Source organism: Affinirhizobium lemnae, assembly GCF_022968395.1.
Lineage (GTDB): Bacteria > Pseudomonadota > Alphaproteobacteria > Rhizobiales > Rhizobiaceae > Neorhizobium > Neorhizobium lemnae.
Genome location: NZ_JALJQZ010000007.1, coordinates 107,181 through 126,789, shown reverse-complemented (window position 1 = coordinate 126,789; position 19,609 = coordinate 107,181). Strand labels below are relative to the sequence as shown.

Sequence of the window (19,609 nt, the reverse complement as noted above, 5' to 3'; positions counted from 1 at the left end):
GTGAGGTCATGACCTCAGCATCGGAACTTGCCCCAGCAGAACTCGCAGCCCTTCTGCACTTTTATGCGGATTCCGGATGCGACTGGCTTCTGGAGGAGGAGGCCGTTGATCGTATTGCCGAGTTCCAGGCCCAGCGTCTTGAGCGCGAGGCGCAAATGCGCAATCGCCAGCAGTCGGCCCCGCAGACAAGCGAACGGCCCGCGAATGGCAGGCGTTCAGCGCCCTTACCCGCGGCACGGGCACCTGCTCCCACCGCAAATGTCGCTATGCCGGATGCGGAGGCCGTCACGGCTGCCCGGCAGGCTTGCGCTGCCGCCAACAGCCTGGACGCGCTGAAAGCGGCGCTGGAAGGCTTCTCCGGCTGCAACCTGAAGAACGGCGCGCGCTCCACCGTGTTTGCGTCAGGCGACCCTTCCTCCGGCATCATGGTCATCGGTCCAATGCCCTCGGCGGAGTGCGATCGGGACGGCATTCCTTTTTCCGGACGACAGGGCCAATTGCTGGACAGGATGCTGGCTGCCATCGGGCTTCATCGCGACAAGGTGCTGCTGACGAATGTCGTGGCGTGGAGGCCGCCGGGCAATCGTCCGCCCTCGCCCGCAGAGATGGACATCTGCCGTCCGTTCATCGAACGGCAGATAGAGCTTGCGGCTCCTAACCACCTTCTGATCCTTGGCAATTTCACGGCGCGTTTCTTCTTTGCAGAAGAGCAATCCATATTTGCCATGCGTGGCACCTGGAAAGATGTGCAGGTCGGCAGTCGCATCATCCCCGCCCTTGCAAGCCTGCATCCGCAGGATCTATTGACGGCACCCGCTAACAAGGCGCTTGCCTGGAAGGATCTTCTCACCTTCCGTCAACGGCTTCTATCCTGCGAGTCTTAAATTCAATTCTTAAACTTTTATGAAATGAGATATGCGTATTTTGCATTGCTGCGGAGCGGCAGCTGCTCTTGAATTAATCATATTGCGGTGCAATATACAGAGGTGTCTTGGGAGGAACGTTTAGGAACCAAGGCCATGAGCACACGCATTCGCCCCATTCATTCCGGCTTCGAGACGCTTCGTCTTGCAGGTCTATCGCCTCGTTCAACTGCAGGCTACCACAACTTCGGCTCTGCTACGAATGAGCAGTTGACGGCTTCGGCCTATGCGCGTCGCGGCGGCTTGTCTCGCCCGACGGCAATCTTCACCGATTTTCGTGAACGTTGATCAAGGAGTGTGAGCCAATGAAGTACAGACTTCGCCAGATCCGGGATAAGCTCGCCTCGATCTCTGTCGCTGTTCGTGCCAGCCACGAATACACCCGTTCTGCCGGCCAGAGCGCGGAAAGCCGCGGGCGCGACCATTCTCCGCTCGCCGGTATCCCGATCTGATCGACGACTGTTGAGCAGCTATGTTGACGGCGAGGATGCCTTCCTCGCCGCTTTGCGTTCCAGTCCAAGCTGGTGCTCGCGGTAGATGATGAAAATACCGGCGGAGACAGTAATTGTCGTTCCTAGCAGCATCTGCCAGGTCGGAACATCGCCGAAAAGCACATAGGCAATCGCGATCCCGAAGATGATCGACGAATAGTCGAAGGGAGCGACGGTCGACACATCGGCCAGCCGGTAGCTCTGTGTCAGGAAAATCTGGCCGAGTCCGCCACAGATGCCTGCACAGACCAGGATCAATTTCGTCTCCCAGGAAAGCCCGTTCCACCCGAACGGCAGGCTGATGAGCGAGAAGGCCGCAGACAGAAGCGAGAAATAGAGCACAATCGTAAATGTCTTCTCTGTCTTCACGAGCTGGCGGGTCTGAACCATGGCAAGGCCGCCGATCACTGCCGAGAGTAATACCGCTATGGCCCCCGTCGCCTCGTTGCCCCCCATTCCGCCCTGTTCAAACATGGTCAGCTTCGGCCATGAAATGATCAGAACGCCGAGAATCCCGATCGCAACCGCAGTCCAGCGATAGATCCGCACCTTTTCCTTCAGGATCAGCGCGGCAAAGATCACCGCCATCAGCGGCGAGGCATATCCGATGGCAATGGCATCCGGCAGCGGTAGATGGATCAGGCCGAAGAAACCCATGACCATGGCGATCATTCCCAGCGTGCCGCGCTTGAGATGGCCGGTGAAGCTGGACGTCCGGAAGGCAGAGGCCAGTTCCTTTCGCATAGCCAGATAGACGAAAATCGGGATGAGCGCGAAGAACGAGCGATAGAACGTAATCTGTCCTGCCGGAATGCCTGAGCCTGCGGCCTTGATGAAGGTCTGCATGCCAAGAAAAGCCATGACGGACAATAGTTTCATGAGGATCCCCCTCAAGGGATCCGGGGCTTCGGAACTCATTCTTCACTCGTGGCGGCTTGTTTCGGGAGATCCAAGCCATTCGCAAAATTCGGGGATCAGGCGGGCTGGGGAAAAGTGTAACCCGATTTGGTGAAACGTTTCATCACGACTTTTGATAAAATGATCATTTTCGGAAATCACACGCAGGTGTTAGCAGACGCGTTGAGTGATTAGTGTTTTTATTTGGGACCGCTTTAGCAATCGTTCAGTTTTGGATGCAATAGTGCCGCGAAACTGGGCAAGTAGAGCTCGTCAAAACCGATCGGTCATTCCATTTCAGGAAGCAACATGCTGCGTACAGACACGGGTCAGATCGTACATCTGGCAGATTATCGCCCCACCGATTTCGTCCTGGAACGCGTCGATCTGACCTTTGAACTTGATCCGCAGGCAACGCGCCTGGAATCCCGGCTCATCTTCCATCGGCGTGAGGGCGTGGACGCATCGGCGCCTCTGGTTCTGGATGGTGACGAACTTGTTCTCACCGAACTGCGTCTCGACCAGAACGAGATGCCTGCCAGCCAGTACGATCTTTCTCCCGATCAGCTGGTGATCCGCGACCTGCCGGGAAGCGAACCGTTCGAAGTGACGGTCATCACGACCATCAATCCGGAAGCCAACACCCAGTTGATGGGTCTCTACCGCACCAATGGCGTATATTGCACGCAGTGCGAGGCGGAAGGTTTCCGTCGCATCACCTATTTCCCGGACCGTCCGGACGTACTGGCGCCCTATACGGTGACCATCATTGCCGACAAGGCAGCCAATCCGGTTCTGCTATCGAACGGCAATTTCCTGGGCGGCGGCAATTACGACGAAGGCCGGCATTTCGCCGCCTGGTTCGACCCCTTCCCCAAGCCAAGCTACCTGTTTGCGCTCGTCGCCGGTGATCTCGGTGTCGTGGAAGACACCTTCATCACGATGTCGGAACGCGAGGTCGCGCTGAAGATCTATGTCGAACACGGCAAGGAAGATCGCGCAGCCTATGCCATGGATGCGCTGAAGCGGTCGATGAAGTGGGACGAGGAAGTCTTTGGTCGCGAATACGACCTCAACATCTTCATGATTGTCGCCGTATCGGATTTCAACATGGGGGCCATGGAGAACAAGGGCCTCAACGTCTTCAACGACAAGTATGTTCTGGCAGATCCCGAAACGGCAACGGACCAGGACTACGCCAATATCGAAGCCATCATTGCCCACGAATACTTCCACAACTGGACGGGCAACCGCATTACCTGCCGCGACTGGTTCCAGCTGTGCCTGAAGGAAGGCCTGACCGTCTATCGCGATCACGAGTTCTCCGCCGATCAGCGCTCGCGGGCAGTCAAGCGGATTGCCGAAGTGCGCCATCTGAAGGCCGAACAGTTCCAGGAAGATGGCGGCCCGCTGGCGCATCCGGTGCGTCCGACAGCCTATCGCGAGATCAACAACTTCTACACGACGACCGTCTACGAGAAGGGCTCCGAAGTCACGAGGATGATCGCGACGATTCTTGGCAAGGATGGCTTCAAGAAGGGGATGGACCTCTATTTCGAGCGTCACGATGGCGAGGCGGCGACGGTCGAGGATTTCGTGAAATCCTTCGAAGATGCCAACAGCGTCGATCTCAAGCAGTTCTCGCTCTGGTACCATCAGGCGGGAACGCCACTGGTGACGGCATCCGGCATCTATGATGCGGTGGCCAAGACCTTCACGCTCTCTCTGGAGCAGATGATCCCGGCCACGCCGGGGCAATCCACCAAGCAGCCGATGCATATCCCGCTGTCCTATGCCCTCATTCAGGACAATGGCGCCCTGCTTGATGCACCCAAGGTCAGCGGCGGTCAGGTCACGGGCGATGTTCTGCACCTGACGGAAAAGGCCCAGGTCTTCGTTTTCGAAAATGTACCGACACGTCCGGTGCTTTCGCTGAACCGCAGCTTCTCTGCTCCGATCAATCTCGATTTCAAGCAAAGCACCGAGGATCTGGTGCGCATTGCCCGCCACGATACGGACCTGTTTGCCCGTTGGCAGGCGCTGACGGATCTGGCGCTCCCCAACCTCCTGCAGGCGGCCAAGGATGCGCGTGAGGGCAAGGCCATCAGCTGCGATCCGGTTTTCATCTCCACCTTGCTGGAAGCGGCAGCCGATGAAGCACTCGAGCCGGCTTTCCGTGCTCAGGCGCTCGCTCTTCCCAGCGAGGCAGACATTGCCCGTGAGCTTGGCAGCAACATTGATCCTGACGCCATCCATAAGGGCCGTCAGGCTATCCTGAAGGCCATTGCCGAAAGCGGCCAGTCTGTTTTCGAAAGACTGTTCAACACGATGAAGCCGGAAGGCGCCTTCAGCCCTGATGCGGCAAGCGCTGGCAAACGGGCACTGCGCAACAGCGCGCTCGGCTATCTAGCCTATGTCACGGGCGGCACCGAGCGGGCCGCCAAGGCCTTCGCGGATGCGGACAACATGACCGATATGGTTCAGGCCCTGACGGTTCTGGCGCACCGCTTCCCGGAGGATGCGGCAACGGCAGAAGCGCTGGCAACCTTCGTCAAACGTTTCGAGAACAACCCGCTTGTTCTGGACAAGTGGTTTGCACTGCAGGCCACCATTCCGGGCGGAGATACGCTGAACCGTGTCAACGCCCTGATGGAGCATCCGCTCTACGTTGCGACGAACCCGAACCGAGTTCGTTCGCTGGTCGGCTCGCTGGCATTTGCAAATCCGACCGCCTTCAACCGCGCCGATGGCGAAGGATACCGTTTGCTTGGCGCTCAGGTCACGCAGATCGATCCGCGCAATCCGCAGCTTGCTGCGAGACTGCTGACGGCCATGCGCTCCTGGCGGGCGCTGGATGCCAGCCGCGCCGACCATGCACGTGCGGCACTGCTGGAAATCGATCGCGCGCCAAAGCTCTCGACCGATGTTCGGGATCTTATCGAGCGGATGCTGAAAGACAGCTGAGATCAGCCAGTCTGGCGCCCCTGCCGGATCGCGGGGCGCCATTTCCGCAATATGGTTAAATTTTTCTTAAAACCGCATCTGGACAAGGCGAATCAGCAATGATTCACTGCCTTCGGATCGCAACATGATTTGCGAATCAATCACGAGGGATCAAGCAAAGCGATGGCGGACGTGCAGCGGGAAACCGCGGCCGAAGGGCGGCTGTTTTTCAAATTCTGGGATCGGGTGCTGCTGTGGCTGCTGGCCATCGGAGACCGATCGCTGCGCATTGGTCAGCGTCTGCAGGCCATTCCGAACCTCGATGTCTGGCTGAAACGCGCAATCCCCGTCCTCATCATCGCCTTTCTCAGCGTCATTGCCATTTCCCGACTGATGGGTCTCGTGTCCGAACGTGCCCGGATGGAAGAGGATGCCCGGCAAACCACAGCGCTTCTGGCCGCCATCGGCACCTCCGCCCTACAGGGTCACGACGAGATTTTTGTTGCCGCCGATCAGGCAGCCGCTGAGCAGCGCCTCAAAACACTGCCGCAGGATCTGGATCGGCAGAGCTTCATCCTTCTCGTCAACAGCACGGGTCGGATCTTCAGCGCGACTGGCAGCGCCAAGTCGTTCATCGGGGCGCGGTTCGATTCCTTTTTGCCGGAAATGGTGGCCCTGCGACGCTTCGGCGGAGGCAATGGCATCATCGAAACCACCTTTGAGGGCGCGCCCCATTATGCGGCCATTCGCAGCATCGGCGGCGGATTGCTGGTGGCGGGTCATTCTCTGGATGAGATCGATCAATACTGGCGCCAGCAGGTCTCACTGAATGTGACGCTCTTCACCGGCATTTCCTCGGTCATGCTGGTCATCCTCTACGCTTACTACGTGCAGGCCAAACGTGCCCGCGAAGCCGACGAGATCTTTCTCGAATCCAACATGCGCGTCGAAACGGCCCTTTCGCGTGGACGCTGCGGTCTCTGGGATTTCGATCTCACGAACCGCAAGCTGTTCTGGTCGCGCTCCATGTATGAAATGCTGGGGCTTCCCCCCGGCAGCAATGTGCTTTCCTTCAGCGAGGCTGCCCGGATGATGCATCCGGCGGATGGCAATCTCTTTGCGCTTGCCCGCGCGGTCGGTCGCGGCAATGCAAAACAGGTCGATCAGGTTTTCCGCATGCGCCATGCGGCCGGCCATTACGTCTGGATGAGGGCCCGCGCGCAGGTGGTGAAAACAGGCATGGGTCGGACTCATGTCATCGGCATCGCCATGGACGTGACGGAACAGCACCGTCTTGCCCAGCGCTATGCGGAGGCGGATCAGCGTCTGGCGGACGCCATCGAGTGCACCTCGGAAGCCTTTGTCCTGTGGGACAAGAACGACCGTCTGGTCATGTGCAACACGCACTTCCAACAGGCATACGGTCTACCGGACAATGTTCTCGTCCCCGGCACGGAAAAGGCCATCGTGACGGCTGCGGCCTCTCGGCCGGTGGTGGAGCGGCGGATTGCGGATCCGGACCAGAACGGCTTTTCGCGCACAATCGAAGTGCAACTGGCCGACGAACGCTGGCTGCAGATCAACGAACGGCGCACGCGTGATGGCGGTCTTGTGTCTGTCGGTACCGACATCACACTGCTCAAGCGGCATCAGGGGCGCCTGCGCGAATCCGAGCGTCGGCTGATGGCAACCATCGGCGATCTCTCGTCATCCCAGAAAAAGCTGGAGCGCCAGAAGGCAGAGCTGTCCGTCGCCAATGCCAACTATCTGGCCGAGAAGGATCGAGCGGAAGCCGCGAACAAGGCGAAGTCCGAATTTCTTGCGAATATGAGTCATGAGTTGCGCACACCCTTGAACGCGATTCTCGGTTTCTCTGAAATCCTGTTGAACGGCATGTTCGGCCCGGTCGGCTCGCCGAAATACAGCGAATATGCCAAGGACATCCACGAAAGTGGCAAGCATCTGCTGAACGTCATCAACGACATTCTCGACATGTCGAAGATCGAAGCAGGCCACATGAAGATCCATTGCGAGTCGATTGATCTGGCGCCCCTGATCGAGGAGAGCCTTCGCCTCACCTCAATCCCGGCTGAGGAAAAATCGATTATCGTGACGCAACGCCTCAGCCCGGATCTGCGCATGGTGGGCGATCGCCGCGCGATGAAGCAGATCCTGTTGAACCTTCTGTCCAATGCCGTGAAGTTCACCAACGAAGGCGGACGGATCGAACTGCGCGCCCGGGAAACGGCCAAGGGCCTGCGCCTCACCATTGCCGATACGGGGATTGGAATTCCGAAGGCGGCGCTTGGGAAGATCGGCCAGCCGTTTGAGCAGGTTCAGAGCCAGTATGCCAAGAGCAAGGGAGGCTCGGGCCTTGGCCTTGCCATTTCCCGCTCGCTGGTCACGCTCCATGGCGGCTCCATGCGCATCCGTTCCCGCATGAAGCACGGCACGGTCGTCGCGCTTACGATCCCGGGGGACGGCGGCGCGTCGTCGACTGGAAAACCGATCGCACGCCCTTCGACAGCCGTTTGAGGTCTGCCTCCACAAGTTTGAGGTTCGGGGCGTCCACAGCCGTGGATAGCCGCTCGATCAGACCTGCGGGCGCATCCTTCGGGTCGAACTCGCCGCCGACACACAGCCGGATGATCTGCGAAAGTTCCGTGTAGACGGCGAGTGCCTGAAGGCACAGATCCAGATCGTCACGGCTGATCATGTCCTGCGCATAGAGCATCAGGCTTCTGCCGGTGCCCGTCAATTGACGCTCCTCACCGGTCAGGCTGCTGGCTTGCCCGTTCATCAGCCGGGCAAACTGCGCCAGAAACTCTATATCGATCAGGCCGCCGGGTATAAGCTTCAGATCCCATTGGTCGCGTGGCGGCTTTTCCTGTTCGATCAGCGCGCGCATCTCGGCCACATCGGCTGCAATTCTGTCACGCTCCCGTGGGCGGTTGAGGATCGATGCGATCACATCATCCGCCTCCCGCATCAGGCTGTCGTCGCCGCAGATCAGCCGTGCTCTCGTCAGCGCCATGTGCTCCCAGGTCCAGGCTTCCTCTTCCTGATATTTGCGGAAGGAATTGATCCGCGTTGCAACCGGCCCCTTGTTGCCGGATGGCCGCAGGCGCAGATCCACCTCGAAAACGATGCCCTCCGCAGTCGGAGCGGACAGCGCTGCGATCAGCCGTTGCGTGATGCGTGTGAAATAGCGGAGGGAATCGAGCGGCTTATCTCCGTCCGACTCGAGGGCGCCGTCATCATAGTCGTAGAGCAGGATGATATCGACATCGGAACCGGCGGTCAGCTCGAAGCTTGCAAGCTTGCCCATGCCGACCACCGCGATCCGCCCGCCCGGAAAGTCCCCATGCGCCTGCCGGATCTCGCTGCGCACGCCCTCCAGCGCCTTGGCGATAATCAGGTCAGCAAGATCGGTAAAGGCATGCCCCGCCTGAATGCCGCTGATGCTGCCCGTCAACAATCTTATGCCGATCAGAAAGCGTTGCTCCGAGGCAAAGATGCGCAGTCGGTCAAGCAAATCCTCATAGTGCCGCGCACCGCCGAGAAAGGTGGTCAATCGTTCCTGCAGGTAATCGCGCGTCGGCATCTGGGCCATAAGGCCCGGGTCCAGCATGCCATCGAAAACATGCGGCCTCGCGGCAATGATATCCGCAAGACGAGGTGCCGCCGACATGACCGTCACCACCAGGCTCAACAGGTTGGGATTGTTGCCGAGAAGCGAGAAAAGCTGGATACCGGCTGGCAGCGCTTTGAGAAAGCCATCGAACCGCAGCAGCGCCTCATCGGCGCGCTTGCTCTTGCCAAAGGCCATCAGCAGTTCCGGCATCAGTTCCGTCAGCCGTTCACGGGCCTCGACCGATTGCGTGGCGCGGTATCGTCCGTAATGCCAGGTGCGGATGATGCGGGACATATCGGCAGGCCGCTCGAAGCCCATTCGCTCCAATGTCTTCAGAGTTTCCGGATCGTCGTTCTGGCCGGTGAAAACCAGATTGCCATCGGCGGCGGAAAGCTTTGTCTCCTGCTCGAACAGCCGCGCATAGCGTTTCTCCACGGTGCGCAGGATCTCTTCCAGCCTGTCGCCAAACGCCTTGGTATCGGCAAAGCCCATCATGAAGGCAATCCGCTTCAGCTCCGCCTCGCCCTCGGGCAAGCGGTGCGATTGCTCGTCGCGCACCATCTGGATACGATGTTCCACATCCCGCAGAAACCAGTAGGCCTCCGTGAGTTCCATGGCGATCTCGGGCCGTATCCACTGCGCATCGGCAAGAGCGGAAAGTGCGTCATCAGTGCGGCGCGCCCGCAAGGGGGGCATGCGGCCTCCCGCGATCAACTGCTGGGTCTGCACGAAGAACTCGATTTCCCGAATGCCACCGCGACCGAGCTTTACGTCATGGCCCTTCACGGCAATGGCGCCGTGGCCTTTGTGCGCATGGATCTGGCGCTTGATCGAGTGAATGTCGGCAATCGCTGCGTAGTCGAGATATTTGCGGAAAACGAAAGGAACCAGCTGGCGCAGGAAATCGGTGCCTGCCTGAAGGTCGCCAGCAATGGGCCTTGCCTTGATGTAGGCGGCACGTTCCCAGTTCTGCCCCCGCCCTTCGTAATAGACGAGCGCTGCCTCGACGGAGACGGCCAGTGGGGTCGAGCCTGGATCAGGCCGCAGACGCAAATCGGTGCGGAACACATAGCCATCGCCCGTGCGTTCCTGCAGCATGCGGATCATCCGGCGCATCATGCGACCGTAAAGCTCGCTCGCCTCCAGCGGGTCCGGCAGGATGCCGCTTTCCGGGTCATAGAAGACAACCAGATCGATGTCTGACGAGTAATTCAGCTCCTCCGCACCATGCTTGCCCATGCCGAGCACGATCAGCCCGGACCCTTCACTGGGTCGTGCGGGATCGTTCAAGGTCATCTTGCTTGCGTGGTGCGCCGTCACCAACAGATGATCAATCGATGCGGCGACGGCCACATCCGCCAGCCTTGTCAGCCAGCGGGTCGTCTGTGTTGCATCGTGCAGACGCGCCAGATCGGCCAGCGCCAAAAGAACACTGACCTCCCTCTTGGCATTTCGGAGCGCCGTCATCACTTCGGCTTCTGTGGGCATGGATCCATCGGAACGCGGTTCCCAACTTTGCCGCGCGGCCTCCACGGATTGCGCCAGCAGCTGTTCTACCGGTGCAGACAGGTAGCGCGCCAGCATCGCGGGACGGATGGAAAGGCTCTCACGCAGGTAGGGAGAAAGCGAAAGTGCGGCGGCCAGGAATTCCTTCAGTACGCCGCCATCCTTCAGCATCTCGGCGACAACGGGCTCCTGTCCGGCGATCTCTTTCAGAACCGCATTGGCAGCCCTCGCCTCCGTCTGGTTGAAGGCGCGCAAGGGGTTGTCGCGAAGCTCGCCCAGAGAGTGTACCTGCTCAGCCACGATACGAACCTCCCAATTCTGCCGCACATGTTCAGGCTGTAGCGCGGGGATAGCAATCTGTCAGCCCGCTCTCACCACAAAAGAGGCATATGCTGCATAAATAGGCTACATGCTTCGCGCTGAAGCCGGAAATACCATGGTCGCGGTCAGACCCGGATGGACATCTGCCCCGGCATTGGTCTGTGACAGTTCCAGACGCCCGCCATGCAGTTCCATGACCGCCTCAACGAGCGATAGGCCAAGACCGGTTCCCGGCTTTGAGCGGCTCTCGTCCAGCCGCACGAAGCGCTTCACCACCTCGGAGCGTTTGTCCTCCGGCACGCCCGGCCCGTGATCGCAGACGGATAGATGCAATTCCTCGCCCTGTCGCTTCAGACGCATCAGGATCGGGCGGTCCTGCTCGCCTTCGGCCGCATATTTGATGGCATTGTCGAGCAGGTTGAACATTGCCTGCCCGATAAGCTCCCGGTTTCCCTGCACAGCCAGGCCGGGCTCGATTTCAGTCACCAGCGAAAGTCCGGCCTCTTCCGCAACCGGCTCGTAAAGCTCGGCGGAATCGGCGCAGATGGCGGAGATGTCCACCGGCGTCATTTCGGCTGCAATCGAACCGGCCTCAACCCGGGAGATCATCAGAAGCGCGTTGAACGTCCGGATCAGCTGGTCTGACTCGCTGATGATGCCTTCCAGCGCCACACGCCGAACCTCTCCGTCATCCTCATCCAGCGCGTCGGCTGCCTTGTTGCGCAGCCGCGTCAAAGGCGTCTTCAGATCGTGGGCGATATTGTCGGAAACCTGTCGCAGCCCCTCATTCAGCTTCTCGATGCGCTCGAGCATGGCGTTGAGAGACTCGGAAAGCCGGTCGAATTCGTCGCCAGAAACGCCGACCGGCAGCCGTTGTGACAGATCGCCCGCCATGATCTTAGTGCTTGCTGCCGACATGCGATCGATGCGCCGCAGGGCGTTTCGCCCGATGCCGAACCAGATCACCAGTGCACCGAGACCCATGATGGCCAGCGCCACCATCAGCGCGCGGCGCACAATGCCTCGGAAACGCCCCGGTTCGCCCAGGTCGCGTCCCACCATCACCCGCAGGCCGTTGTCGAGGAAAAATACATTCGCCGTCGCAACATGCGGACGCGGCGGCCCCTGCTCCGTAAAGGGCTCGTAGCGGAACGGCATCCGCGTCCAGCCCTCTTGATCCAGAACGCCCGGCTCGACGGAAGCCACGTTCCCGGCCAGCATTTCGCCGGTCGGGCTGGCAATGACATAGAGGTTGGCGCCCGGTTGCCGTGCACGCCGCTCCATGGTCCTCAGTAGCAGGTTGATGCCGCCGCGATCATAGGCGGCACGAATATCTGCGGCTTCCTGATTGATGCTCTCTCGAACCTGCTGCGTCAGAATTCGCTCTGACATTGCCGTCACATAGACGACCAGAAAAGCAGCGCAGAGCGAGAACAGGATGATGTAGAGCGCCGACAGCCGAACGCTGGTCGAGCGAAACAGCAGGCGAAGGCGGCTCATGCTCAAGCTTCGTCCTTGATCATGTAACCGGCACCGCGAATGGTCTTCAGCAGCGGCTTGTCAAAATCCTTCTCGATCTTCGAGCGCAGGCGCGAAACATGCACGTCGATGACATTCGTCTGCGGATCGAAATGATAGTCCCAGACATTCTCCAGAAGCATCGTCCGGGTCACAACCTGACCGGCATTCTTCATGAGATATTCCAGCAACCGAAACTCGCGCGGCTGAAGGAGGATCTCCTTGCCCTGGCGGCGAACCTCATGGGAAAGCCGGTCAAGCTCGAGATCGCCGACACGGTAGGTCATCTCCTGCTCGGGCGTACCTTTTCGCCGACCCAGCACTTCCACGCGCGCCAGAAGCTCGCTGAAGGCATAGGGTTTGGGCAGGTAATCATCGCCGCCCGCCCGCAGGCCCGTCACGCGGTCGTCCACCTGTCCAAGCGCGGAGAGAATGAGAACGGGCGTATTGATGCCGCGCTTGCGCAATTCACTGATCACGGAAAGCCCGTCACGACGTGGCAACATGCGGTCGATGACCATCACGTCATAGGCGTTTTCCGAACCCATGAAGAGGCCGCTTTCGCCATCGCTGGCGTGATCGACCACAATACCCGTCTCGCGAAAGGCCTTGGTCATGTAAGCGGCGGCTTCGAGATCGTCTTCAATCACAAGAATCTTCATGTGCGGGACAATAGCTTCGCGACCCTGCCCGGTGGAAGGGGTTTCAGCGGGCTTCTCCATGCTTTCCTGCTGCGTTTGCATATCCGCCTCCATCAAAAAGAAAGGCACCGAACCATCGCTGGCTCGGTGCCCAAGAATGGACCCTTGCCGAGCTATCAGCCTTCGTTGATCGGAAGCGCGATGAAGCGGCTGCCGCTCTGCGATTCGATCTGGAACAGCGCCCGGGTACGGCCATCCTTGCGGGCGGCGGCGATGGCCTTGGTAATGTCGGCTGCCGTTGCGACCTGCTGGTTGTTGACGGCGGTGATCTTCTCACCTTCCTTCAGTCCCTTGGCTGCAGCCTCCGAGTCCGGATCGACATCGGTCACCGCAACGCCCGTGCCATCATCGGAAGGGCCGACAGTGATGCCAAGGTTGGCCAGCGCCTTTTCGCTCGAAGGCTGCGCCTGCTGCTGGCTCTGCTGCGTTTCGGCCTTGGAGGCTTCGTCGCTTGCGAGATTGCCGAGCGTCACTTCAACGGATTGCGCCTTGCCGCCGCGCCAGATGGAAACATCCACCTTCTTGTTCGGGCCGATGGCTGCAACCTTCTTGGCCAGGTCACGGGCATCCTTGATCGGCTCGCCATTGACGGCGGTGATCACATCACCCTGCTTGATGCCAGCCTTGGCGCCCGGAGAACCGTTCTGCGGAGACACGACCAGCGCACCCTTGGCTTCGGCAAGACCGAGCGATTCCGCGATTTCCTGCGTCACCGGCTGGATCTGGACACCAAGCCAGCCGCGCTCCACCTTGCCGCTCTTCATCAGGTCAGCCACCACATCCTTTGCTGTGGAGGCGGGAATCGCGAACGCGATGCCGACGCTGCCGCCGGAGGGCGAGAAAATCGCCGTGTTGATACCGACCACTTCACCGTTCTGGTTGAAGGTCGGGCCACCGGAGTTACCGCGGTTGACCGGCGCATCGATCTGGATGAAGTCGTCATAGGGACCGGAACCGATATCACGGCCGCGGGCAGAGACAATACCGGCCGTGACTGTGCCACCGAGACCGAAGGGGTTACCGACAGCAACGACCCAGTCGCCAACGCGAATTTTCGCGTCATCGGCAAACTTCACATAGGTAAACTTGCGTTTGGTATCGACCTTCAGGACAGCGAGATCCGTGCGGCTATCCTTGCCGATCAGTTTCGCATCGAGTTCGGTCCCGTCGTTCATGACAACCGTATAGGCCGAACCGTCAGCCACGACGTGATTGTTGGTGACGAGATAGCCGTCTTCCGAGATGAAAAAGCCGGAGCCCTGTGAGACAGGACGCATGTAATGCTGGCGGTTACGGTTATTGCGCTCGGCGTGCTCTTGGTTCCGTCCGTTCGGCATCTGGCCGCCAAATTCACGGAAGAAGCGCTTCAGTGGATGATCGTCCGGAAGTTCATCAAAGCCGCGCCCTCCGAAGGAGAAGCCGTTGCTCGCATCGTCAGAGGCTGGCGTCGTATCGGATTTTACACGGACAGAAACAACGGCGGGCGATACGGCGGAAACGACGTCTGCGAAACTTGGAACCTGCGGCGAGGCAACTGTCACCGGCTCAGCATAGGATTGATAGATCTGCGCGGGAATGCCGGTCGAAAGCATTACGGCTGCGAGGCCCGCCACAGTGGTTCCCTTGAGAATGGTCTTCAGGGAGGGGCGTCCGATCTTGCTCATGGTTCGATACCTTTATCTTCATTCAGACTGTTTGCCGGAGGTCCGGCGGCGGTGGATGACAGAAGATATAGGTGCCGCGACCTTAACTGCACGTGTCCGACGGGTGAAATGTTTGTAATGTTGCGGAGAGCGGGTTAGCGCCGCTCAGCCCTCTTCCTTGCGCAGCAGTTCCGCCAGCCGAGCCTGCTCTTCCGCCGTCAGGGCCTTCTCGGCACCCGTCGCGGGACGGGAGCGACGAGACAGCCGGTAGACAGCCACTCCGCCGATGATGAACAGAACAACAGGCGTTGCCCAAAGTGCGATCGTCTGGGCGCTCAGCCGCGGCTTCAGCAGCACGAATTCACCGTAGCGCGACACGAGATAGTTGATCACCTGCTCGTCACTGTCACCCGCCGTGATTCGCTCGCGCACCAGGACGCGCAGGTCCTTGGCAAGCTCGGCGTTCGAATCGTCGATGGACTGGTTCTGGCAGACCATGCAGCGAAGCTGAGCGGACAGGTCACGGGCGCGCTGCTCCAGCTTCGGGTCCTTCAGAACCTCATCGGGATTGACGGCGTAGGCTGGCAGGGGAGCGAGGAGCAGAAGGATCAGTAGCGCAAAGAGCCCCCTCTGGCCTGCCGGCCATCTCCCCCACAAGGGGGGAGAAGACTCGCGGCTGCGTCTCCGCCAGATTTGGGCTGCGAGAGTGCGGCAAGTTAAGCCCCTCCCCCTTGTGGGGAGGGGTTGGGGAGGGGTTGACCAGCGAGACCGCTTGCTCATTCCGCAGCCTCCATGGCGGGCTTGGCCGGCTTTGCTGCCTTTGCTCTGCGGCTCGGCGCACCAACGCGCAGGCGGCGGTCAGAGAGCGAAACAAAGCCGCCAATCATCATGATCAAGCCACCAAGCCAGATGCACAGAATGAACGGCTTCCACCAGATACGCACCACGATGCCGCCATCGGCCATCGGGTCGCCCAGCGACACATAAAGCTGGCTGAGACCGAAGCTGACGATACCGGCTTCCGTCGTCGGCATGCGGCGTGCGGTGTAGATGCGCTTCGAAGACCAGACGTCGGCAACGGCAACGCCCGCCTTGCTGATCGTGAAATGCGCTCGCTCTTCGGTAAAGTTCGGACCGACCGCTTCCTTCATGCCATCGAATACGAGCGTATAGCCGCCTGCATCCGCTGTCATGCCCTGCTTCATTTCCAGCACATGCTCGGTCTCGAAAGCCGTCACTGCCACGATGCCCAGCACGGTAACGCCAAGGCCCATATGCGCCAGCGCCGTTCCGAAGGCAGAGCGTGGAAGCCCCTTCAACCGGGCAAATGCAATGGAAAAAGCCAGCTTGCCGAAGTTGGCGCGGTACCAGAGGTCGACCAGCGAACCGAGAATAAGATAGATGCCGAGCGCCAGACCGAGGAAGGCCAGAACTGGGCCGCCATTTTCCACGTAGTAGAGCCCGAGCCCTACAACCAGCGCCAGCCCCGCAACGAGATAGAGCCGCTGCATCGCGCCCAGAAGATCCCCCCGTTTCCAGGCCAGAAGCGGCCCCATGGGCACGATCAGCAGAAGCGGAATCATCAACAGGCCGAAGGTCAGGTTGAAGAAAGGCGCGCCGACGGAAATCTTCTCACCCGTCAGCGTCTCCAGAACCAGCGGATAAAGCGTGCCGGTCAGCACCGTCGCGGTGGATACCGTCAGGATCAGATTGTTGAGAACCAGGGCGCCTTCGCGGGAAATTGGCGCAAAGATGCCGCCGCTTTTCAACTGCGGTGCGCGCCAGGCAAACAGTGCAAAAGCTCCGCCGACGAAGATCGAAAGGATGGCCAGAATGAAGGTGCCGCGCGTCGGGTCTGTCGCGAAGGCATGCACGGATGTGAGAACGCCGGAGCGGACGAGGAAGGTTCCGAGCAGCGACAGCGAGAAGGTGATGATCGCCAGAAGCACGGTCCAGATCTTCAGCGCCTCGCGCTTTTCCATCACCAGCGCCGAGTGCAGAAGTGCTGTTCCCGCAAGCCACGGCATGAAGGAAGCGTTTTCCACCGGATCCCAGAACCACCAGCCGCCCCAGCCAAGCTCGTAATAGGCCCAGTAGGACCCCATAGCGATGCCAGCCGTCAGGAAGGTCCAGGCGGCCAGCGTCCAGGGGCGAACCCAGCGCGCCCATGCCGCATCGATACGCCCCTCGATGAGGGCCGCCACCGCAAAGGAGAAGCAGACGGAGAAGCCGACATAGCCGAGATAGAGCAACGGCGGATGCACTGCGAGACCGGGATCCTGCAGAATAGGGTTCAGATCCTGCCCTTCGGCGGGTGCCGGCATCAGGCGGATGAAGGGGTTGGAGGTCAGCAGAATGAACAGCAGGAAGGCGACCGCCACCCAGGCCTGCACGGCCAGCACGTTGGCCCGCAATGTCTCCGGCAGGTTGCGCCCGAAGAATGCAACGAGTGCGCTGAACAGCGTCAGAATCAGCAGCCACAGCATCATGGAACCTTCGTGGTTCCCCCAGACACCGGAAAGCTTGTAAACCATGGGCATCAGCGAATGGGAGTTTTCCCAGACATTGCGCACCGAAAAATCGGAAACCGCATAGGCCCAGGTCAGCGCCAGAAATGAGAGCGTCACCATGCCAAAGAGGATGATGGAGCCGGAGGGTGCCAGCGCCATCAGCGCCGCATCGTTTCGCCGCGCACCCACAAGAGGCGCGATGGAGACGATCAAGGCAATCGCAAGCGCCAGAACCAGCGCATAATGGCCGATCTCGACAATCATCGCGTCACACTCCCCTTGGCGCCGGTGGTCGGGCTGCCTTCGCCTTCCTTCCAGACGCCGTCCGCTTTCAGGCGATCCGCCACTTCCTTCGGCATGTAGTTTTCATCATGCTTGGCCAGCACCGAATCTGCAACGAAGGCACGGGAAGACGTGAACACGCCTTCGGTCACCACGCCCTGGCCCTCGCGGAACAGGTCCGGCAGAATTCCGGTATAGCTCACAGGTACGCTCGCCGAGCCATCGGTCACCTTGAAGCTCACGGTCGATCCGGCCCCACGCTGAACGGAACCAGCCTCGACCAGCCCCCCCAGACGGATGCGCGTTCCCGGCGATACCTCGTTCTTGGCAAGATCGCTCGGCATGAAGAAATAGGCGACCGACTGGCTGAAGGCGAACATCACGAGCAGCACGGCAATCAGGATGAAGCTCATGCCGCCAGCAATCACCGCCATGCGTTTCTGTTTGCGCGTCATTGCACGATCCCCTCGCCCAGTCCAATCTCACGCGCCAGCGCCACAAGCCGCTGACCCTCGTCCGTTTCGGCTGGAAATGTCTTCAGCCCTGTCTGGAGAGCATTGCGGGCGTCCTGCTCGCGGCCCAGCACCATGTAGGAGCGCACCAGCCGCAGCCAGCCCTCGATGTTTTTCGGGTCAGACTTCAGCCGCTCGGCAAGGCTTTCCACCATGCCCGCAATCATTGCCTGCCGGTCCTGCCCGGAAAGGTTCTGGGCGGCGGCAACATCGGCAGCGCTCGGATTCCCGGGCGCATTCTCGCTATTGGCGGCAATGTGCTGGTTCACGAGGCTTTCCCATGCGGCGCCGGGAGGCGAGTCGCGCTTGATGGCATTGAACGCGGCCAGCGCTTCCGGCTTGCGGCCCGCCTGCTCCAGCCCAAGTGCCACATAGAAGCGCGAGCGCATATTGCCGGGTTCCAGCTCCACAGCCTTCTCGAAGAAGCCGCGTGCCTCGTCGGTCACGATGCCCTGATTGGCGGCGACCATGGTTTCGCCCAGGCCCGCCAGTCGTTGCGGTGTCGCGCCCAGAATACGGATCGAGTTGCGAAACGCCTGATCCGCATCGGCAAAGCGGCCGGATCGCATGTAGATCGGCGCCAGCAGATCCCAACCGGCTCCGTCATTGGGGTTCTGGGCCAGATGCCGTTCGGCCTTGGCGATCAGAAGTTCGATATTGTTACCCGGATTGGCAAGGCGTGCCGCCAGCGGCTGGTCGGGCATGCCGGGGCTTCCCAGCATCAGATAGCCTGCAAGTCCCACGATAGGCGGACAGAGAATGACCAGCAGCGTGGTGATGCGATGCGGGCGCGGCAAAGCCGCGGGCGTCAGGCCCCGCTGCGGCGCGTCGGTGGCGGCCAGCAAACGGCGTCCGATTTCGGCCCGCGCGTAGTCGGCCTCCTTCTCGCCGAGAAGACCGAGCGCGAGATCGCGATCGATCTCCTTCATCTGGTCACGGTAGACCGCAGCCTCGTCTTCACGGGCCGTTGTCGGTTGCGGCCTTGGCTTCATCAGCGGCGCGATCAGAAGACCTGCCACTCCAGCCGTCAGTACTGCGATAAGAATCCAGAAAATCATTGAAGCCAATTACGTCAAGCGCACCACTATTCCAATCGGATCGGGGACGATGACACGAATTTGAGGCGTTTGGCCGCAAGTTCGTGAACAGTCTCCTCTCTCCTATGGACGGACTGCCTGACACGGGCCTTGATTTGCGTCAAGCAAGGGCGCGAAACAGAATTGGTTCAATGAGGGAGCCGAGGCCACTCAGCTCAGCGGAGTCCAGGCTCCATCGGCATTGCGGCAGGCCGTGCCGCGCGCCTTCAGCTCGCGTTCGTTGATCGTCAGCGTGTGGGTGTAGCTGCGGCAGTTCTGTGAACCCACCTGATAGGGCGCTGCTGCCACCACCTCGCCGCTGATATTGCGGCCCTTCCATTCAGTCGCTTGTCCGACCTCGGAAAACTCCAGCGCGCGATATTCCGCTTCCAGCGCCCTTTGTCGGTCGCTTTCACTGAGCTGGGTCCCGGCACGGCTGACGATACCGCCCTGAAGCGCCACGATGAAATTGTTTGGCGGAGCCTTGGCAAAGAGCCCGCCACGATTGCTGCCAGTCGATGTGCAGGCCGAAAGCAGGCTTGCAGCAATAACAGGCCAAACGACGAATTTCACAGCGCGGACTTCCATTCTACTCCAACCGTTTCGTGCTTGCGTAGACAGATATCTGGTATCTACGCACCTGATTTTCAAA

15 protein-coding genes are annotated in these 19,609 nt (G+C 60.1%); 5 read left to right on the top strand and 10 right to left on the bottom strand.

Features of this window, described 5'->3' with window-relative positions:
- Window positions 1-8: 8 nt before the first annotated feature.
- The 3 genes from MUU53_RS06760 (at window position 9) to MUU53_RS06750 (ending at window position 1,375) form a co-directional block, all read left to right on the top strand.
- On the top strand, window positions 9-884 hold the full coding sequence (locus tag MUU53_RS06760) for a uracil-DNA glycosylase (RefSeq protein WP_247260218.1): 876 nt from the start codon (window positions 9-11) through the stop codon (window positions 882-884).
- Between the two features lie 135 nt (window positions 885-1,019).
- Complete coding sequence (locus tag MUU53_RS06755; RefSeq protein WP_247260217.1) at window positions 1,020-1,211, top strand: hypothetical protein; 192 nt, start codon at window positions 1,020-1,022, stop codon at window positions 1,209-1,211.
- A gap of 17 nt (window positions 1,212-1,228) precedes the next feature.
- Window positions 1,229-1,375 (top strand): hypothetical protein, encoded by a 147-nt coding sequence (locus MUU53_RS06750; protein WP_247260216.1) that lies wholly within the window; start codon window positions 1,229-1,231, stop codon window positions 1,373-1,375.
- 18 nt (window positions 1,376-1,393) lie between these two features.
- Here the strand turns inward: MUU53_RS06750 and MUU53_RS06745 are convergent, their stop codons facing one another.
- Window positions 1,394-2,332, bottom strand: a complete 939-nt coding sequence (locus tag MUU53_RS06745; protein WP_247260215.1) for a DMT family transporter — start codon at window positions 2,330-2,332, stop codon at window positions 1,394-1,396.
- 291 nt (window positions 2,333-2,623) lie between these two features.
- Between MUU53_RS06745 and pepN the strand changes: the two genes are divergently transcribed.
- Entirely contained in the window at window positions 2,624-5,275 is a 2,652-nt protein-coding gene (pepN, locus tag MUU53_RS06740) for an aminopeptidase N (protein WP_247260245.1), read from the top strand.
- Between the two features lie 162 nt (window positions 5,276-5,437).
- Entirely contained in the window at window positions 5,438-7,789 is a 2,352-nt protein-coding gene (locus tag MUU53_RS06735) for a PAS domain-containing sensor histidine kinase (RefSeq protein ID WP_247260214.1), read from the top strand.
- Here MUU53_RS06735 and MUU53_RS06730 read toward each other — a convergent pair.
- From MUU53_RS06730 to MUU53_RS06690, 9 genes are all read right to left on the bottom strand, one after another.
- Window positions 7,719-10,697, bottom strand: a complete 2,979-nt coding sequence (locus tag MUU53_RS06730; protein ID WP_247260244.1) for a bifunctional [glutamine synthetase] adenylyltransferase/[glutamine synthetase]-adenylyl-L-tyrosine phosphorylase — start codon at window positions 10,695-10,697, stop codon at window positions 7,719-7,721. The two genes, MUU53_RS06735 and MUU53_RS06730, sit on opposite strands and share 71 nt — an antisense overlap.
- A gap of 102 nt (window positions 10,698-10,799) precedes the next feature.
- Window positions 10,800-12,215: a sensor histidine kinase gene (locus tag MUU53_RS06725; RefSeq protein WP_247260213.1), complete on the bottom strand. Its 1,416-nt coding sequence runs from the start codon at window positions 12,213-12,215 to the stop codon at window positions 10,800-10,802.
- 2 nt (window positions 12,216-12,217) lie between these two features.
- Window positions 12,218-12,955, bottom strand: a complete 738-nt coding sequence (locus tag MUU53_RS06720) for a response regulator transcription factor (RefSeq protein WP_062553221.1) — start codon at window positions 12,953-12,955, stop codon at window positions 12,218-12,220.
- 95 nt (window positions 12,956-13,050) lie between these two features.
- On the bottom strand, window positions 13,051-14,598 hold the full coding sequence (locus MUU53_RS06715) for a Do family serine endopeptidase (protein ID WP_247260212.1): 1,548 nt from the start codon (window positions 14,596-14,598) through the stop codon (window positions 13,051-13,053).
- A gap of 144 nt (window positions 14,599-14,742) precedes the next feature.
- On the bottom strand, window positions 14,743-15,189 hold the full coding sequence (locus MUU53_RS06710) for a cytochrome c-type biogenesis protein (RefSeq protein WP_377307103.1): 447 nt from the start codon (window positions 15,187-15,189) through the stop codon (window positions 14,743-14,745).
- A 164-nt stretch (window positions 15,190-15,353) separates the two neighbouring features.
- On the bottom strand, window positions 15,354-17,351 hold the full coding sequence (locus tag MUU53_RS06705) for a heme lyase CcmF/NrfE family subunit (protein WP_247260210.1): 1,998 nt from the start codon (window positions 17,349-17,351) through the stop codon (window positions 15,354-15,356).
- Window positions 17,348-17,824 (bottom strand): cytochrome c maturation protein CcmE, encoded by a 477-nt coding sequence (gene ccmE / locus MUU53_RS06700; protein ID WP_062552812.1) that lies wholly within the window; start codon window positions 17,822-17,824, stop codon window positions 17,348-17,350. The genes MUU53_RS06705 and ccmE overlap by 4 nt, the downstream gene beginning before the upstream one ends.
- Window positions 17,821-18,939, bottom strand: a complete 1,119-nt coding sequence (gene ccmI / locus MUU53_RS06695) for a c-type cytochrome biogenesis protein CcmI (RefSeq protein ID WP_247260209.1) — start codon at window positions 18,937-18,939, stop codon at window positions 17,821-17,823. Before ccmI ends, ccmE begins: the two co-directional genes overlap by 4 nt.
- Before the next feature lie 189 nt (window positions 18,940-19,128).
- Window positions 19,129-19,545 carry a hypothetical protein gene (locus tag MUU53_RS06690; RefSeq protein ID WP_247260208.1) on the bottom strand — a complete coding sequence of 139 codons (417 nt, stop codon included), beginning with the start codon at window positions 19,543-19,545 and terminating at the stop codon, window positions 19,129-19,131.
- Window positions 19,546-19,609: the final 64 nt, after the last annotated feature.